General features: G+C 66.9%; 15 protein-coding genes. 8 read left to right on the top strand and 7 right to left on the bottom strand.

Annotation, left to right across the window (positions count from 1 at the left end; genetic code table 11):
* Position 1: 1 nt before the first annotated feature.
* Both WT24_RS08065 and pobA read right to left on the bottom strand, forming a co-directional pair.
* Complete coding sequence (locus tag WT24_RS08065) at positions 2–718, bottom strand: 3-oxoacid CoA-transferase subunit A (protein ID WP_034205770.1); 717 nt, start codon at positions 716–718, stop codon at positions 2–4.
* A 143-nt stretch (positions 719–861) separates the two neighbouring features.
* Positions 862–2,094 carry a 4-hydroxybenzoate 3-monooxygenase gene (gene pobA / locus WT24_RS08060; protein ID WP_060032474.1) on the bottom strand — a complete coding sequence of 411 codons (1,233 nt, stop codon included), beginning with the start codon at positions 2,092–2,094 and terminating at the stop codon, positions 862–864.
* Between the two features lie 163 nt (positions 2,095–2,257).
* Here pobA and WT24_RS08055 point away from each other — a divergent pair, with 163 nt between their 5' ends.
* From WT24_RS08055 to WT24_RS08045, 3 genes are all read left to right on the top strand, one after another.
* Positions 2,258–3,184: a LysR family transcriptional regulator gene (locus tag WT24_RS08055; protein ID WP_034205772.1), complete on the top strand. Its 927-nt coding sequence runs from the start codon at positions 2,258–2,260 to the stop codon at positions 3,182–3,184.
* Positions 3,185–3,279: 95 nt separating this feature from the next.
* Positions 3,280–3,915, top strand: a complete 636-nt coding sequence (folE, locus tag WT24_RS08050; RefSeq protein WP_060032471.1) for a GTP cyclohydrolase I FolE — start codon at positions 3,280–3,282, stop codon at positions 3,913–3,915.
* Positions 3,915–4,718 carry an SDR family oxidoreductase gene (locus tag WT24_RS08045; protein WP_034205774.1) on the top strand — a complete coding sequence of 268 codons (804 nt, stop codon included), beginning with the start codon at positions 3,915–3,917 and terminating at the stop codon, positions 4,716–4,718. Before folE ends, WT24_RS08045 begins: the two co-directional genes overlap by 1 nt.
* 53 nt (positions 4,719–4,771) lie before the next feature.
* On the opposite strand, the gene epsC is transcribed toward WT24_RS08045, so the two are convergent.
* On the bottom strand, positions 4,772–5,692 hold the full coding sequence (epsC, locus tag WT24_RS08040; protein WP_060032469.1) for a serine O-acetyltransferase EpsC: 921 nt from the start codon (positions 5,690–5,692) through the stop codon (positions 4,772–4,774).
* A 136-nt stretch (positions 5,693–5,828) separates the two neighbouring features.
* On the bottom strand, positions 5,829–6,062 hold the full coding sequence (locus WT24_RS08035; protein WP_006480138.1) for a hypothetical protein: 234 nt from the start codon (positions 6,060–6,062) through the stop codon (positions 5,829–5,831).
* A gap of 278 nt (positions 6,063–6,340) precedes the next feature.
* On the opposite strand from WT24_RS08035, the gene WT24_RS08030 reads away from it, so the two are divergent.
* The 3 genes from WT24_RS08030 (at position 6,341) to fnr (ending at position 8,574) form a co-directional block, all read left to right on the top strand.
* Positions 6,341–6,748, top strand: a complete 408-nt coding sequence (locus tag WT24_RS08030) for a DUF3005 domain-containing protein (protein ID WP_059503554.1) — start codon at positions 6,341–6,343, stop codon at positions 6,746–6,748.
* Positions 6,749–7,256: 508 nt separating this feature from the next.
* Positions 7,257–7,724: a universal stress protein gene (locus WT24_RS08020; protein ID WP_059793221.1), complete on the top strand. Its 468-nt coding sequence runs from the start codon at positions 7,257–7,259 to the stop codon at positions 7,722–7,724.
* A 103-nt stretch (positions 7,725–7,827) separates the two neighbouring features.
* Complete coding sequence (gene fnr / locus WT24_RS08015) at positions 7,828–8,574, top strand: fumarate/nitrate reduction transcriptional regulator Fnr (protein WP_059503550.1); 747 nt, start codon at positions 7,828–7,830, stop codon at positions 8,572–8,574.
* Between the two features lie 46 nt (positions 8,575–8,620).
* Here the strand turns inward: fnr and WT24_RS08010 are convergent, their stop codons facing one another.
* On the bottom strand, positions 8,621–9,514 hold the full coding sequence (locus tag WT24_RS08010; RefSeq protein WP_060032461.1) for a LysR family transcriptional regulator ArgP: 894 nt from the start codon (positions 9,512–9,514) through the stop codon (positions 8,621–8,623).
* Positions 9,515–9,625: 111 nt separating this feature from the next.
* Between WT24_RS08010 and WT24_RS08005 the strand changes: the two genes are divergently transcribed.
* The gene (locus WT24_RS08005) at positions 9,626–10,246 is read left to right on the top strand and encodes a LysE/ArgO family amino acid transporter (RefSeq protein ID WP_034205778.1); all 621 of its coding nucleotides are present in this window, start codon (positions 9,626–9,628) and stop codon (positions 10,244–10,246) included.
* A 106-nt stretch (positions 10,247–10,352) separates the two neighbouring features.
* Here WT24_RS08005 and WT24_RS08000 read toward each other — a convergent pair whose 3' ends face one another.
* Complete coding sequence (locus WT24_RS08000) at positions 10,353–11,369, bottom strand: DUF3304 domain-containing protein (protein ID WP_257127450.1); 1,017 nt, start codon at positions 11,367–11,369, stop codon at positions 10,353–10,355.
* A 292-nt stretch (positions 11,370–11,661) separates the two neighbouring features.
* On the opposite strand from WT24_RS08000, the gene WT24_RS07990 reads away from it, so the two are divergent.
* Complete coding sequence (locus WT24_RS07990; RefSeq protein ID WP_059793216.1) at positions 11,662–12,609, top strand: aldo/keto reductase; 948 nt, start codon at positions 11,662–11,664, stop codon at positions 12,607–12,609.
* Positions 12,610–12,747: 138 nt separating this feature from the next.
* On the opposite strand, the gene WT24_RS07985 is transcribed toward WT24_RS07990, so the two are convergent.
* The gene (locus WT24_RS07985; protein WP_059793214.1) at positions 12,748–13,728 is read right to left on the bottom strand and encodes a helix-turn-helix domain-containing protein; all 981 of its coding nucleotides are present in this window, start codon (positions 13,726–13,728) and stop codon (positions 12,748–12,750) included.
* Between the last annotated feature and the right edge of the window lie 137 nt (positions 13,729–13,865).

Here is a 13,865-nt window from a genome sequence, read left to right as displayed (position 1 = left end):
ATCAGGCGGCTTGCGATGCAGCGTGTTCGGCGGCCAGTTCGGCCGCGTGCGCGGCCTGCGGCACCTCGACGACACGCTGGACGAAAATGCCCGGCGTCACGATGTGTTCCGGGTTCAGCGCGCCGAGCGGCACGACTTCCGACACCTGGACGATCGCGACCTTCGCGGCGCTGGCCATGATCGGCCCGAAGTTGCGCGCGGTCTTGCGGTACACGAGATTGCCCCAGCGATCGCCCTTGTACGCCTTCACGAGCGCGAAATCGGCGTGGATCGGCGTCTCGAACACATACGGCTTGCCGTCGATCACGCGCGTTTCCTTGCCTTCCGCGAGCTTGGTGCCGTAGCCCGTCGGCGTGAAGAAACCGCCGATGCCGGCGCCCGCCGCACGGATGCGCTCCGCGAGGTTGCCCTGCGGCACGAGTTCCAGCTCGATCTCGCCCGCGCGGTACAGCGCGTCGAACACCTGCGAATCGCTCTGGCGCGGGAACGAACAGATGATCTTGCGCACCTTTTTCGCCTTCAGGAGCGCCGCGAGACCCGTCTCGCCGTTGCCCGCGTTGTTGTTGACGATCGTCAGGTCGCGCGCGCCCTGTTCGATCAGCGCGTCGATCAGCTCGGACGGCATGCCGGCCGTGCCGAAGCCGCCGATCATGATCGTCGCGCCATCGTGGACGTCGGCAACCGCCGACTGAAGCGATTCGAAAATCTTGTTGACCATGTCTCTTCCTGATGCGAACCCGCGGCTCGTGCGCGGCCTGTCGAGGGGACACGCGCGTGCCGCGTGCCGCGCCGGAGGCCTGCGTCGACTCCGGCTTTTGTTCGCTATTCGAACCTAGATTCGATTAGCGAACGATGAGCCGATCATAGAGGCGCGCACAGCGCGTTGTCAAGGCGGGTTGCCTCGGGGGCCGTCGCGTCGTCGAACGGCAGGCCGACGTAGTTTTCGGCGAGCGATTGCGCGGCCGCCCGCGAACGCGTCACGTATTTCAGCTCGGCAAACTTCAGGCGATTGACGAACGGCGAATCGTCCGGCGACGCATGCAGCATGTTCGTCATGAAGTACGAGAAGTGCTCGGCGCGCCATACGCGTTCGAGACAGGTCGCCGAATACGCGTCGAGCGGCGTCGCGTCACCCGTCCGGTAGCGTGCGCCGAGCGCGCGAGACAGCGCGCGAACGTCGGCCACCGCGAGGTTCATGCCCTTCGCGCCGGTCGGCGGCACGATGTGCGCGGCGTCGCCGGCGAGGAACAGGCGCCCGTGCTGCATCGTCTCCGACACGAAACTGCGCATCGGCGTCACGCTCTTCTGCGTGATCCGGCCCTCGGTCGGCGTCCAGCCGGTGTCGTTCGAGAAGCGCGTGTGCAGCTCGTCCCAGATCCGTGCGTCGGACCACTGGGCGAGGTCTTCATCCGGCTTGCACTGCAGGTACAGGCGCGTGACCGTGGGCGAGCGCATCGAGAACAGCGCGAAGCCGTTGTCGTGGTGCGCGTACACGAGCTCGTCGAGCGACGGCGCCGCGTCGGCGAGGATGCCGAGCCACGCGAACGGGTAGACGCGCTCGAACGTCTTCAGCCGCTCGGCCGGAATCGTCTGGCGCGCGATGCCGTGGAAGCCGTCGCAGCCGGCGATGTAATCGCAGTCGATGCGGTCGGCGCGGCCGTCCGCGTGCTTGAACGTGACGAACGGACGCTCGCTTTCGACGTCGTGCAGCGCGACGTCACTGACTTCGAAGTGCATTTGATGACCGTGCTCGACGCCGGCCGCGATCAGGTCGCGCACGACTTCGTGCTGGCTGTAGACGGTGATCGCGCGCCCGCCAGTCAGCCCGGACAGGTCGATGCGATGGCGCTGGCCGTCGAACAGCAGCTCGATGCCGTGATGTTCGAGCCCTTCGCGGCGCATCCGGTCGCCGAGGCCGGCTTCGTTCAGCGTGTCGACCGTGCCTTGCTCGAGCACGCCGGCGCGGATGCGGTTCTCGCAGTATTCGCGCGAACGCGCTTCGACGAGGATGGAATCGACGCCTTGCAGGCGCAGCAGATGGGAAAGCAGAAGGCCGGACGGGCCGGCGCCGATGATGGCGACCTGGGTGCGCATGTTTGTCTCCTGACGGCCGCGATCGGCGCTTGCGCGCACGCTTCGGGCCTATGCGAAATTGAACATTGGTTCGAGTAGTGAACGCATTTCAGCGCTTTCCCGACTATGCGGCAACGCGATTGCCGAGATAAGTTGTATACGTTTCTGCGATACTGGTCCGACGATGGATGCGCTCGATCTGAACCTGATTCCCTATCTCGTCGCCCTCGACGACACGCGCAACGTGAGCCGCGCGGGCGACCTGCTCGGCGTGAGCCAGCCGCGCGTGAGCACGGCGCTCGGCCGGCTGCGCGAGTACTTCGGCGATCCGCTGTTCGTGCGCACGTCGCGCGGGATGGAGCCGACGCCGCGCGCGCTCGCGCTGCTGCCGGCCGCCCGCGACGCGCTCGCGCAGATCGAGCGCGGCCTCGTCGCGCCGCACGATTTCGATCCGGCCGCGAGCACGCATACGTTCTCGATCGCGCTGTCAGACGTCGGCGAGATCGTGTTCCTGCCGAAGCTGCTGCAGGCGTTCGCGACGCTTGCGCCGCGCGCGAACCTGCGTTCGGTCTCGCTCGCGCACGACGAAGTCGGCCGCGGCCTCGAAGCCGGGTCGATCGATCTCGCGGTCGGCTACTTCCCCGATCTCGACGGCAACAATTTCTTCCAGCAGCGGCTGTTCACGCACCGGTTCGTCTGCCTGATGCGGCGCGGCCATCCGTTCGAGCAGGCGCCGCCGTTCACGGTCGAGCAGTTCCTCGCGTGCGGGCATGCGGTGGTGCGCGCCGAAGGGCGCAGCCAGGAAGTGCTCGAGAAATATCTGGCGAAGCAGCGCATGCAGCGCCGCGCGGTGCTCGAAACGCCGCACTTCATGAGCCTGCCGTTCATCCTGAGCCGCACCGACCTGATCGCGACGGTGCCGCACGCGATCGGCTATGCATATGCGGCCGAGCACGCGTTCATCGTGCCCGTCGAGCCGCCGCTCGCGCTGCCGCGCTTCGACCTGAAGCAGCACTGGCATCGCAAGTATCACAACGACCCGCGCACCGCGTGGCTGCGCGGCGTCGTCGCGTCGCTGTTCAACGACGAGCAGGACGAATGGCCGAAGTGAGGAAGCGGGCGCGGCGGCCGCACGCACGACCGGCGAAAGCATGAAACAATGGCCGGATATCGGCCGCCGCAGGCGGCCTTCGATGGAGCCACTACATGGGTAAGGGAAAGAAGACCGCACAGGCCCAGCCGGTCGCCTCGCGGCCGAGCCGTGAAGAAGCGGAAGACGCCGTCCGCGTGCTGTTGCGCTGGGCCGGCGACGATCCCGCGCGCGAAGGCCTGCTCGACACGCCTGCACGCGTCGTGCGCGCATACGAGGAGTTCTTCGCCGGCTATGCGCTGGACCCGCGCGACATCCTCGCGCGCACGTTCAGCGAAGTCGACGGCTACGACGAAATGATCGTGCTGAAGGACATCCGCTTCGAGAGCTATTGCGAGCACCACATGGTGCCGATCATCGGCCGCGCGCACGTCGCGTATCTGCCGAACCATCGCGTCGTCGGCATCTCGAAGCTCGCGCGCCTCGTCGACGCATTCGCGAAGCGCCTGCAGATCCAGGAAAAGATGACCGTGCAAATCGCCGACACGCTGTTCGACGTGCTGCAGCCGAAGGGCGTCGGCGTGATCCTCGAAGCCGCGCATCAGTGCATCTCGACGCGCGGCGTGCACAAGCCGGGCGTCGAGATGGTCACGTCGCGCATGCTCGGCACGTTCCGCACCGATCCGTCGACGCGTCGCGAATTCCTGTCGATCGTCGCGAATCCTTCCTCGGTCAACCTCACGAATACCTGATGGAGCAAACGAAGCAAACGGCGCACGCGCCCGTCGTGCTCGTGACCGGCGCCGCGCGCCGGGCCGGGCGCGCGTTCGCCGAGTATTTCGCCGCGCACGGCTATCGCACCGCGGTGCACTACGACCGTTCGGCCGATGCCGCACAGGCCGCCGCCCGCGCGCTTGCCGAACGCGGGCACGATTCCGCGGCGCTGCAGGCCGACCTGTCCGATGCCGCGCAGATCGCCGCGCTGATCGATCGGGTCTATGCGCGCTTCGGGCGCCTCGACGTGCTGGTCAACAACGCGTCGGTGTTCTGGCAGGACCATTTCCCGAGCTTCGATCTCGCGGCGTTCGACCAGGCATGGGCCGTCAACTGCCGCGCGCCGATCCTGCTCACGCGTGCGTTCTACGAGCGGGCCCGTGCGGCCGGCACGCAGGGTGTCGTCGTGAACGTGGTCGACCAGAAGATCAAGGAAAACTTCCATCGCGACCATTTCAGTTACACGGTCGCGAAGGCCGCGCTCGGCAACCTGACGCAGATGCTCGCGCTGTCGTCCGCGCCGGTGCTGCGCGTGAATGCGGTGTTCCCGGGGCTGATGCTGCCGAGCGACGACCAGACGCAGGCCGACTTCGAACACGCGAGCCGCGCATCGACGCCGCTCGCGCGCATCGCGGGCCCCGACGACGTCGCGAGCGCGATCCTGCTGCTGACGGGCAATGCGTACAACGGCGTGGATTTCGTCGTCGACGCGGGCCAGAACCTGATCCGCGTGGACCAGGACGTGCTGTACAAGCACCGCTCGCCGGACGGCAAGCACTGACGCACGCGCGGCGCCCGCTCGAACGAGCGCGCCGCCGCCCGCCGCCCGCCGCGTTACGGCTTCTCGGCGCTGCCGCCTTCGCGGACCTTGCCCTGCGCGACGCTCGTGCCGGGCGGCACGCTGTGCGTGAGCCACACGTTGCCGCCGATCACCGAGCCGCGCCCGATCGTCACGCGGCCGAGAATCGTCGCGCCCGCATAGATCACCACGTCATCCTCGACGATCGGGTGCCGCGCATTGCCCTTCACCAGCGCGCCATCGCCATCGGCCGGGAAACTCTTCGCGCCGAGCGTGACGGCCTGATACACGCGCACGCGCTCGCCGATGATCGCGGTTTCGCCGATCACGACACCGGTGCCGTGGTCGATGAAGAAGCTCGGGCCGATCTGCGCGCCGGGGTGAATGTCGATGCCGGTCGCCGAATGGGCGATTTCATTGATGAATCGCGCGAGCAACGGCACGCCGAGCTGGTGCAGCGCGTGCGCGAGCCGATGGTGCATCATCGCGAGCACGCCGGGGTAGCACAGCAGGATCTCGGTGATGTGCTGCGCGGCCGGGTCGCCTGCGTACGCGGCCTGGATGTCGCTGACGAGCAGCGCGCGGATCGCCGGCAACTGCCGGCCGAACTCGCGCGCGATCTCGAACGCGCGTTCGTCGAGCTCGGCGAACGGCGTATCGACATGCTCCGGCAGGAACGGCAGCGCGCGGCGGATCTGCTCGGACAGGATCCGCAGCGTGCTTTCAAGCGTGTGGCCGACGTAGTAGTCGACGCTTTCGTCGGTCAGGCCGGCCGCGCCGTAGTGCGTCGGAAACATCGACGCGCGCAGGCCGGTCACGATCTTGCAGATCGCATCGCGCGACGGCAGCTCGCGGATGCCGCGCGGATGGCGCGTGCGATGGAGTTCCTCGCGCGACTCGCGCAAGCCGGCGACGATTTCTTCGAGGCCCCACTGACGGGCGGGTGATGTCGACATAGGCCAATGCGGGCAGCCGCGCTCGGGTGCACGGCCGCTAATAAAGTGACGGGTTCCGCAAGATTACCGCGTTTCTTGTCCGGGAGCCGCACCCCGGGGATCGGCCGGACGGCCGACGCGCATCGGCGCGACGGCGTCACATCGAGATGCTGCTCGCGTCGATCCACCGTACGGCCCAGTCGCGTGCGTGCGCGATCGCGTCGCCTTCGTCGTTGAACTGGAGCTCGATCGGAAAAAACCGGTTCGCGACGAGCTCCCCGTCGCTCGATCGGGAGATCACGACGTAGGGCTTGAACGAACCGTCACTGGCGCGTGCGGGCGCGCAATTCAACAGATAACCGCGGTGCGTGAAGGCAGTAGTCGCTTGCATGAGTCCGCCACCTCTAGTCCCTTGCTTTGTTGTTCGCTACCCGTCTTTAAGGGTGCTGCGGCGCCCCGGCGCGGGCAGAGGCGGCGAGACTTCATCCCCTGTCGCCGCTTCGCAGGAAAAGAATCATACTCTGTAGAAAACGCGTCTTCTAGCTGAAATAAATCATGACAAATCAGTGCGCGTCGCGCGACCGCGGCGATCGCCCGCGCGCCTTTTCCCGTCGTGCCCGGAACGGGATTTGCTTTGATCCGGAGCGTGTCGCCGCCAGGAGAGCCGCGATGGAATCATCCGCTCGAACAGCGCGTGCACATCCGCGCAGCATCGAACTCGACAACGACGACACGCACGACAGCACGGTCGACACCGACGGCAAGAACCGCGAAGCATCGCGCCTCGCCGGAGCCGGGCCGATCTCGCCCGACCAGGTCACGCGCAGCAACGCGTCGCTCGTCAACGCGATGCCGGAAGCCGGCGACGGCTTCGCCGGTTTCGACAGTCGCCCCGACGGCAATCATCCGGCGTTCGCCTTGCGCGCCGGCTACAGGGTGATCGAGAAAGGCTTCGACGCGCCGCCCGCGGGCGACGCGCCGTTCGGTCCCGTTCACCGGATGCACGGCAGCGCGTACTGGCCCGGCCACGGCCGCCGGCCGGAGCGCGTCATCGAGTTGACGGCCGTGCCGGAATAGCCGGCGCGGCGTTTGAAGCGACCGTTCGTTTCGAAACCGCCATCGATCGATGACGGTGAATCGGCGCGTGCGATTCGACCGCGCGCCGATACGCGCTCGTACGGCGCCGGCGCGAACGATGCCGCGCATGGACATCGGCATTCGGCGTCATGCATGTCGCGCATCGTATCGCCGCACATGCGTTGACCGAAGTCATGGCGCCCCGGCGCGATTGCGATTGAATGGCGATGCGTGCGACGCATCGGCACGGTTGCCGTGCCGGGTCGATGCGTGCGCATGCGTTTTCGCCGGCGATGCGGCTAGACATACGACACGCGTCGCGCGGTGCAGCATGCATCGCACGCATGGCCATGCGCGACAGCAACAGGAACGGCGAGGCCGCACGGCACGGCGGGCATCTCGCTGCACGTTCGTGCGCGTTGGTTTACTCTGCCTCGCAGCATTGCGCATTGCCCGGCCCGATCGGCCATCCGGCCGACTTCGTTTCAACCCGCCACTCGGAGACACTATGTACAAGCGTATTCTGGTTGCCGTCGACGGCAGCGACACGTCCCGCCATGCGTTCGATGCCGCGCTGGCGCTCGCGAAAGCGCACGGCGCGGAGCTGCAGCCGTTCTACGTCGTCGAGAACGCCGCGATCTACTACAACGTGCCTGGCTACGATCCGTCCGTGCTGCGCGATCAGCTCGTCGCGCAGGGCAACGCGCTCGCGCAGGATTTCGCGAAGCTGATGCAGGCCGCCGGCGTGAAAGGCGAAACGCGGCTGAATGAAGCGACGTCGCTCAACGACGTATCGTCGCTGATCCTCGACGGCGCGAAAGCGTTCGGTGCCGATCTGCTCGTGCTCGGCACGCACGGCCGCCGCGGCTTCCGCCGCCTCGTGCTCGGCAGCATCGCCGAACAATGCGTGCGCCACGCGACGCTGCCCGTATTGCTGATTCCGGCGGCCGCCAACGCGGACGAGCCGGCCGCCTGAGCGGCGTTCGGCGGGCGTGGCCGGTCGCGACGTTTTGTCACCCGACAGCGGCAACTTGCGGTGGGACAATGATTTCGTCGATTCAACGCCGGAGTAAACGATCATGCTGACGCCCGTCGCCACCCGCCCCGCCGCCACGCCCCATGCCGGTAGCTGGGCTCCCCGCCAGGCCCCGCACTGCTCGTCGTGCGCGATGCGGCACCTGTGCATGCCGCAGGGCCTGGCGCCCGAAGCGCTCAGCCGCCTCGAGTCGGTCATCTGCGCGGCACGCCCGGTCAAGCGCGGCGAAGCGCTGTTTCGCGAAGGCGACGCATTCGACAACCTGTACGCGGTGCGCTCGGGGTCGCTGAAAACCGTCGCGACGCGTCACGACGGCCGCGAACAGGTCACGGGCCTGCACCTCGCCGGCGAAGCGCTCGGCCTCGACGGCATCTGCGACGACACGCATCCGCGCACCGCGGTCGCGCTGGAGGACAGCTCGGTCTGCGTGATTCCGTACAGCGCGCTCAAGGCGCTGTGCTCGGAAGCCGGCTCGATGCAGTTGCGCATGCACAAGCTGATGAGCGAACAGATCGTGCGCGAAACGTCGCAGACGATGCTGCTCGGTTCGCTGAACGCCGAAGAGCGCGTCGCCGCTTTCCTGCTCGACGTTTCGTCGCGCTACCTGAAGCGCGGCTACTCGCCGTCGGAATTCAACCTGCGGATGACGCGTGAAGACATCGGCAGCTATCTCGGCATGACGCTCGAAACGGTCAGCCGCACGCTGTCGAAATTCCAGAAGCGCGGCCTGATCGAAATGCAGGGCCGCCACGTGCAGATCGTCGACTTCGACGGCCTGAAGCACCTCTGACACCGCACGGCGCGCGCCTCGCGCGCCGCCCGCATCGCGTCGCCGGTCAATCGAGAAACAGCGCGGCACGCGCCTTCAGCGCCGCGCTGAAATCGTCGAGCCAGCCGATCGACAGACGCCAGCTCTGCCAGTACAGATCGATGTCGATGGTTCGCCCGCGCGACATGTCGATCAACTCACCCGCTGCCAGTTGGCGATCGACCATCCGGTCCGGGCACATCCCCCATCCCAATCCCGTTTCGCATGCGCGCAAATAGCCCGCGACGTGCGGTATCCAGTGCTGCGGCGGATCGAGATCCGCGCGCGTCACGCGCCGGATGAAGCGCGCCTGCAACCCGTCCTTCGGATTGAACATCACGCACGGCGCGCGGCGCAGCGCATCGCGCGTGATCCCCGCGTCGAAATAACGTGCGTAAAACGCCGGCGAGCACACCGCGCGATAGCGGATCCGCCCGAGCCGCTCCGACCGGCATCCCTGGATCGGCTCAGCCTGCGCGGTCACGGCCCCCTGCACGCTGCCGTCGCGGATGCGCGAGGCCGTGTAATCCTGATCGTCGATCACGAGGTCGAGCAGCGTCTCGCGTTCCGTGCAGAACGGCCCGACCGCGTCGATGAACCACGTCGCGACGCTGTCGTCGTTGACGGCCACGCGCAACGTCGGCCACGCGCTCGCGATCTGGCCCGGTAGCGCCGGCATCCGGCCGCTCAGTTCGGCTTCCAGCAACTGCACGCGTTCGGTATGCCGGCACAGCAGCGCGCCCGACGTGGTCGCGACGCACGGCTGCCCGCGCTTGACCAGCACGCTGCCGACCCGCTCCTCCAGCAGCTTCACGCGCTGCGACACCGCCGACGGCGTGACATTCAGCTCCTGGGCCGCCCGCTCGAACGAGCCGTGGCGGATCACGGCCGCGAGCGCGTCGAGCAACGCGTAGTCCAGCATTAGATTTCCTTAATCTGCATTAGGTGAATTAGCTTCTCTTATTTCCGTGCTGCTCGCAGACTAGCGCTACCCGATTCATTCGTCTACTGCTTCCACGGCTGTCCCCTCATCATGAACTGGCTCGCTTTTTCCCACGGCGCCGCACTGTGCGCGTCGCTCATCGTCACCATCGGCGCGCAGAATGCGTTCGTGCTGCGCCAGGGCATCATGCGCTCGCACGTCGGCAAGATCGTGCTGCTGTGCGCGCTGTCCGACATGATCCTGATCGGCGCGGGCGTCGGCGGCGCATCGGTGCTCGTCGAACGCTATCCGACCTTCGTCCATGCGGTGCTGTACGTCGGCCTCGCGTATCTCGCATGGTTCGGCATCAACGCGCTGCGCCGGGCGTTCAAGCCGGGCCACGACACGCTCGACGTGCGCGGCGACGCGGTCGCACCGCCGCCGCAGAGCGCGCTCGCGATCGTGCTGATGACGCTCGCGTTCACGTGGCTCAACCCGCACGTATATCTCGACACGTTCCTGCTGATCGGCACGGCCGGCGCGCGCGAGCCGGAAGGCGGGCGGCTCGCGTTCGCGATCGGCGCGATGACGGCCAGCGTCGTGTGGTTCGTCGGGCTCGGCTATGGCGCGCGATTGCTGGCGCCGTGGTTCCGCAAGGCGGTCGCGTGGCGCGTGCTGGATGGCGCGATCGGCAGCATGGTGCTGTTTCTCGCGGCCGTGCAGTTGCGGTAGGGAGGGGGCGTCGCGGTATCCTGCGGATCGAATCCTCGACCGGCGTGATATCGGTGATGCGTCGAATGAGGGCGGTTACGCTCCTGTTCCTGTCGGGCGTCCAGCGTCAATTCCACTGGGCCGGCTTCTTGCGCCCATAGAACGGATTGGGAATTTCCTTCAGGCAGGCGCGATCGGTCAGCTTGCGCTGCGTGTCGCGCTTCGAAAGGGTCACCTTCGGGTCCGGGCCGTCGACTCCGAAATCCATGTCGCCTTCCACCCGGCCGTCGGGGAAGAAGTGCAGCACAATGCCGCCGCTCTTGCCCTTGACGGGCGCGCGCGTGATCGTGATCTCGCCTTCACACCATGCCATCCCGGGTCGGGTTTCGCGATGCGTGTATTCGTCGTAATCGGGGGACGAGGCTTCCAATGCGCGCTTGTCGACCACACGCTCCCACCACACCTTGAACTTGCGAGGCGTGGTCCATCGAAAATCCCATGCGACGCTCGGCCTTTGCCCACCGCCGCCTGTCCAGTGTGTCGCGCTCCGCGGCGTGGCACTTGCCCCATCGGCGCTTGCCGCATCGTCGAGACTGTTCTTGTCCGGCGGCAGCAGATAGACGCCGTAGATGTCGTAATCCGTATAGTTGAAAGATCCGGCGGTGATGATGTCGTAGTTCGGGTCGTTCCATTTATTCACTTCGCCGGGCGCAAGACTGTCCTTTTCGGCATCGTTCACGCTCTTGCTACACGCAGCCGCGGAAAAAACCATCACGAACAGCAAGGTGATCCGGCAGCGGTTCATATTGAATTTCCTTTTCTTCCAGTCGATTTCATTCGAGTCGCGTTGCGAAGGCGCCATCACGCGGCCGCTTCCCGCATCCGCCGCCAATCCTCCGCCGGCACCCGCGCCAGCGTCTCCGGAAATGCCTCCCCCTGCGCAGCCGCGTCGAACACGGCCGCCATCGCCGGATCCTCGTCGAAGCGCACGCCGTACCGCGGTTCGCAATAGATCAGCAGCGACGCCGCTTTCGGTGCCGTGCGCCCGGCAGTGTGCCAGTTGATCGCGCACGAAGCCGTCATGCTGCGTGGCCGGCAACGACGCGAGCATCGCGGGCTTGTCGGCACGCAGCCGCTCGAACAACGTGTACGGATAGCAGGCGGCGAGCAGATCGTCCTCTTGCGCGCTGCGTCATTTCCCGAATCCTTCACGAAAATCGGTAATAAATACAATATTTTGTGCGTGCCCGGACCGGCGCTCGAACGACTCTCGCCGCCATGATGACGTCGCGTCGTCCACCATGCCGGCACGCGAGCGCAAAACCTGCAGGTTGGAGCGACGCCGGCGGAACCTCGCCACGCGCTTCGCCGTCTCAACGCGACCGGCTTCACGTCGCGCAGTCCCACCCCGTCACCCGCAGATATCGGAGCAGAACATGGCACATCGCACCCTAGGCACCTCCAGCATCCAGGTTTCGCCGCTCGCGTTCGGCGGCAACGTCTTCGGCTGGACCGTCGACGAAAACGCATCGTTCGCGTTGCTCGACGCGCTCGCCGATACCGGCATCAACTTCATCGACACGGCCGACGTCTATTCGGCCTGGGTTCCTGGCAACCACGGCGGCGAATCGGAAACGATCATCGGCAAGTGGCTGAAGCGCTCCGGCAAGCGCGAGCAGGTCGTGATCGCGACCAAGGTCGGCCTGCTCGACGCACGCGCGGGGCTGTCGAAAGACAACATCCTGAAGGCCGTCGACGATTCGCTGCGCCGCCTGCAGACCGACTACATCGACCTGTATTTCTCGCACCGCGATCTCGCCGACACGGCTCCGCTCGAAGAAACGCTCGGCGCATATCAGACGCTGATCGACGCTGGCAAGGTGCGCATCATCGGCGCGTCGAACTACAGCGGCGCGCGCCTGCGCGAAGCCGCCGCGATCAGCGCGCGCGACGGGCTGCCCGCCTACCAGGTCATCCAGCCCGAATACAACCTGCTCGACCGCGCCGACTACGAACGCGATCTCGAGCCGGTCGTGCGCGACCTGAAACTCGGCGTCGTCAACTACTACGCGCTCGCGAGCGGGTTCCTGTCGGGCAAGTACCGCAGCGAGGCCGACCTGAAGAAGAGCGTGCGCGGCGATCGCGTCGCCGGGTATCTGAACGAACGCGGCCTGCGCATCCTCGCCGCGCTCGACGCCGTGTCTGAGAAGCACGGCACGCAGCCGGCCGCGATCGCGCTCGCGTGGCAGATCGCGCGGCCGACGATCACCGCGCCGATCGCGAGCGCGACGTCGCTCGCGCAGCTCGCGCTGCTCGGCGAAGCGATCCGCGTCACGCTCGATCAGGACGACATCCGCCGGATCGACGAAGCCAGCGCGCCCTGAAGTCCGTGGCGACGGCAGGCAGGCTGCCGTCGTCTTCGTCGAAGTCAACCGGCAGCGCTTACCCCGCGGCCGCGCGGACGTCTTGACTCGCACGGCCGCTTGCGTCGACCGCGCCGCCGAACCCTCGGAAAACCGGCATCACTCCGCGGCCGCACGCACCGCATCGCGCAGCGCCATCGGCGACGCGCCGTAGCGCTCGCGGATCGCGCGGCTGAAGTGCGCCTGGCTCGAAAACCCCCAGCGAAACGCGATCTCGCCGATGCGCGTCTTGCGCAGCCGCGCATCCGTCAGCTCGCGATGCGCGTGCGACAGCCGTTCCGACCAGATGTGCTGCGTGATCGACTCGCCTTCGGCCGCGAAGAGGCGGCCCAGATGCCGCAGCGACAGCCCGACCGCATCGGCGACGGCCTGCGGCGCAAGTTCCGGCTCGCCGAGATGCGTCGCGATGTACTGCTTCGCGGTCAGCAGATACGACAGCGACGCGCGCGAGGCGCCCGCACCGTTCACTTCGGCGTCGATGAGCTCCGCGATCAGCGTGCGCGTGTGCTCGGCGAACCGCTCGGCGTCGCGCTCGACCGGCGTCTTCATGAATCGCTCGACGCTCGCGCGCAACGTCGCGCCGAGCATCGCGCCCGCGCCCGGCTTCGGCGCGATCCGCAGCGGCAGCGCGGCGAGTTCCGCATCGAGCCGGTCGTCGAATGTCGCGATCGGGATATCGATCAGCAGTTGCCGCATCGGCGTCAGGAATCCGAACAGATACGGCACGCGCGTGTCGTAGACGACGACATCGCCGGCTTCCGCCAGGAGGCATCGATCGCGCTGGATGAAATATGCGCGCCCGCTCACGATCTGGCACGCGAACAGCGACTCCTTCGGCAACTGGCGCACCAGCGCGGGGCTGCGCTCGATCACGTGATCCTGCCCGCTGATGTCGGCAATGCCGAGGCCCGGCAGCGCGATGTCGGTCTTCTCGACGTCGAGCCCGGCCGGCGACAGCGACGAGCAGCGCAGGCCGACCAGCGTCGCCGCGTTGAACGCATCCCAGTACGCCATCCTGTCGCGCGCCGGCACGTCGGCCGTCGAGCCTCGCGTGCGGGAAAAAACGGTCGAATTCGTCACGTCGCCTCCTGCTGGCGCCTGTCGTGCGCAGCGGCACGGATTGGGGGATGGTCCGTCTGGTTTTTGGTGCGATGCAATGTCCGGCGCGGTCAAGCAATTCGTCCAGCCCAGTCAAGAGCGGCGCGCACCGGCTGGCT

The sequence above is a fragment of the Burkholderia sp. MSMB1078WGS genome, assembly GCF_001528895.1.
Classification (GTDB): Bacteria; Pseudomonadota; Gammaproteobacteria; order Burkholderiales; family Burkholderiaceae; genus Burkholderia.
Note: the sequence above shows the minus strand (reverse complement) of the source record. Positions and strands in the feature narration are given on the sequence as shown.

Excerpts from the sequence above, each read along its gene's own strand:
- WT24_RS08065 (WP_034205770.1), bottom strand. The coding sequence starts at position 718 with ATGGTCAACAAGATTTTCGAATCGCTTCAGTCGGCGGTTGCCGACGTC.
- pobA (WP_060032474.1), bottom strand. The coding sequence starts at position 2,094 with ATGCGCACCCAGGTCGCCATCATCGGCGCCGGCCCGTCCGGCCTTCTG.
- WT24_RS08055 (WP_034205772.1), top strand. The coding sequence starts at position 2,258 with ATGGATGCGCTCGATCTGAACCTGATTCCCTATCTCGTCGCCCTCGAC.
- folE (WP_060032471.1), top strand. The coding sequence starts at position 3,280 with ATGGGTAAGGGAAAGAAGACCGCACAGGCCCAGCCGGTCGCCTCGCGG.
- WT24_RS08045 (WP_034205774.1), top strand. The coding sequence starts at position 3,915 with ATGGAGCAAACGAAGCAAACGGCGCACGCGCCCGTCGTGCTCGTGACC.
- epsC (WP_060032469.1), bottom strand. The coding sequence starts at position 5,692 with ATGTCGACATCACCCGCCCGTCAGTGGGGCCTCGAAGAAATCGTCGCC.
- WT24_RS08035 (WP_006480138.1), bottom strand. The coding sequence starts at position 6,062 with ATGCAAGCGACTACTGCCTTCACGCACCGCGGTTATCTGTTGAATTGC.
- WT24_RS08030 (WP_059503554.1), top strand. The coding sequence starts at position 6,341 with ATGGAATCATCCGCTCGAACAGCGCGTGCACATCCGCGCAGCATCGAA.
- WT24_RS08020 (WP_059793221.1), top strand. The coding sequence starts at position 7,257 with ATGTACAAGCGTATTCTGGTTGCCGTCGACGGCAGCGACACGTCCCGC.
- fnr (WP_059503550.1), top strand. The coding sequence starts at position 7,828 with ATGCTGACGCCCGTCGCCACCCGCCCCGCCGCCACGCCCCATGCCGGT.
- WT24_RS08010 (WP_060032461.1), bottom strand. The coding sequence starts at position 9,514 with ATGCTGGACTACGCGTTGCTCGACGCGCTCGCGGCCGTGATCCGCCAC.
- WT24_RS08005 (WP_034205778.1), top strand. The coding sequence starts at position 9,626 with ATGAACTGGCTCGCTTTTTCCCACGGCGCCGCACTGTGCGCGTCGCTC.
- WT24_RS07990 (WP_059793216.1), top strand. The coding sequence starts at position 11,662 with ATGGCACATCGCACCCTAGGCACCTCCAGCATCCAGGTTTCGCCGCTC.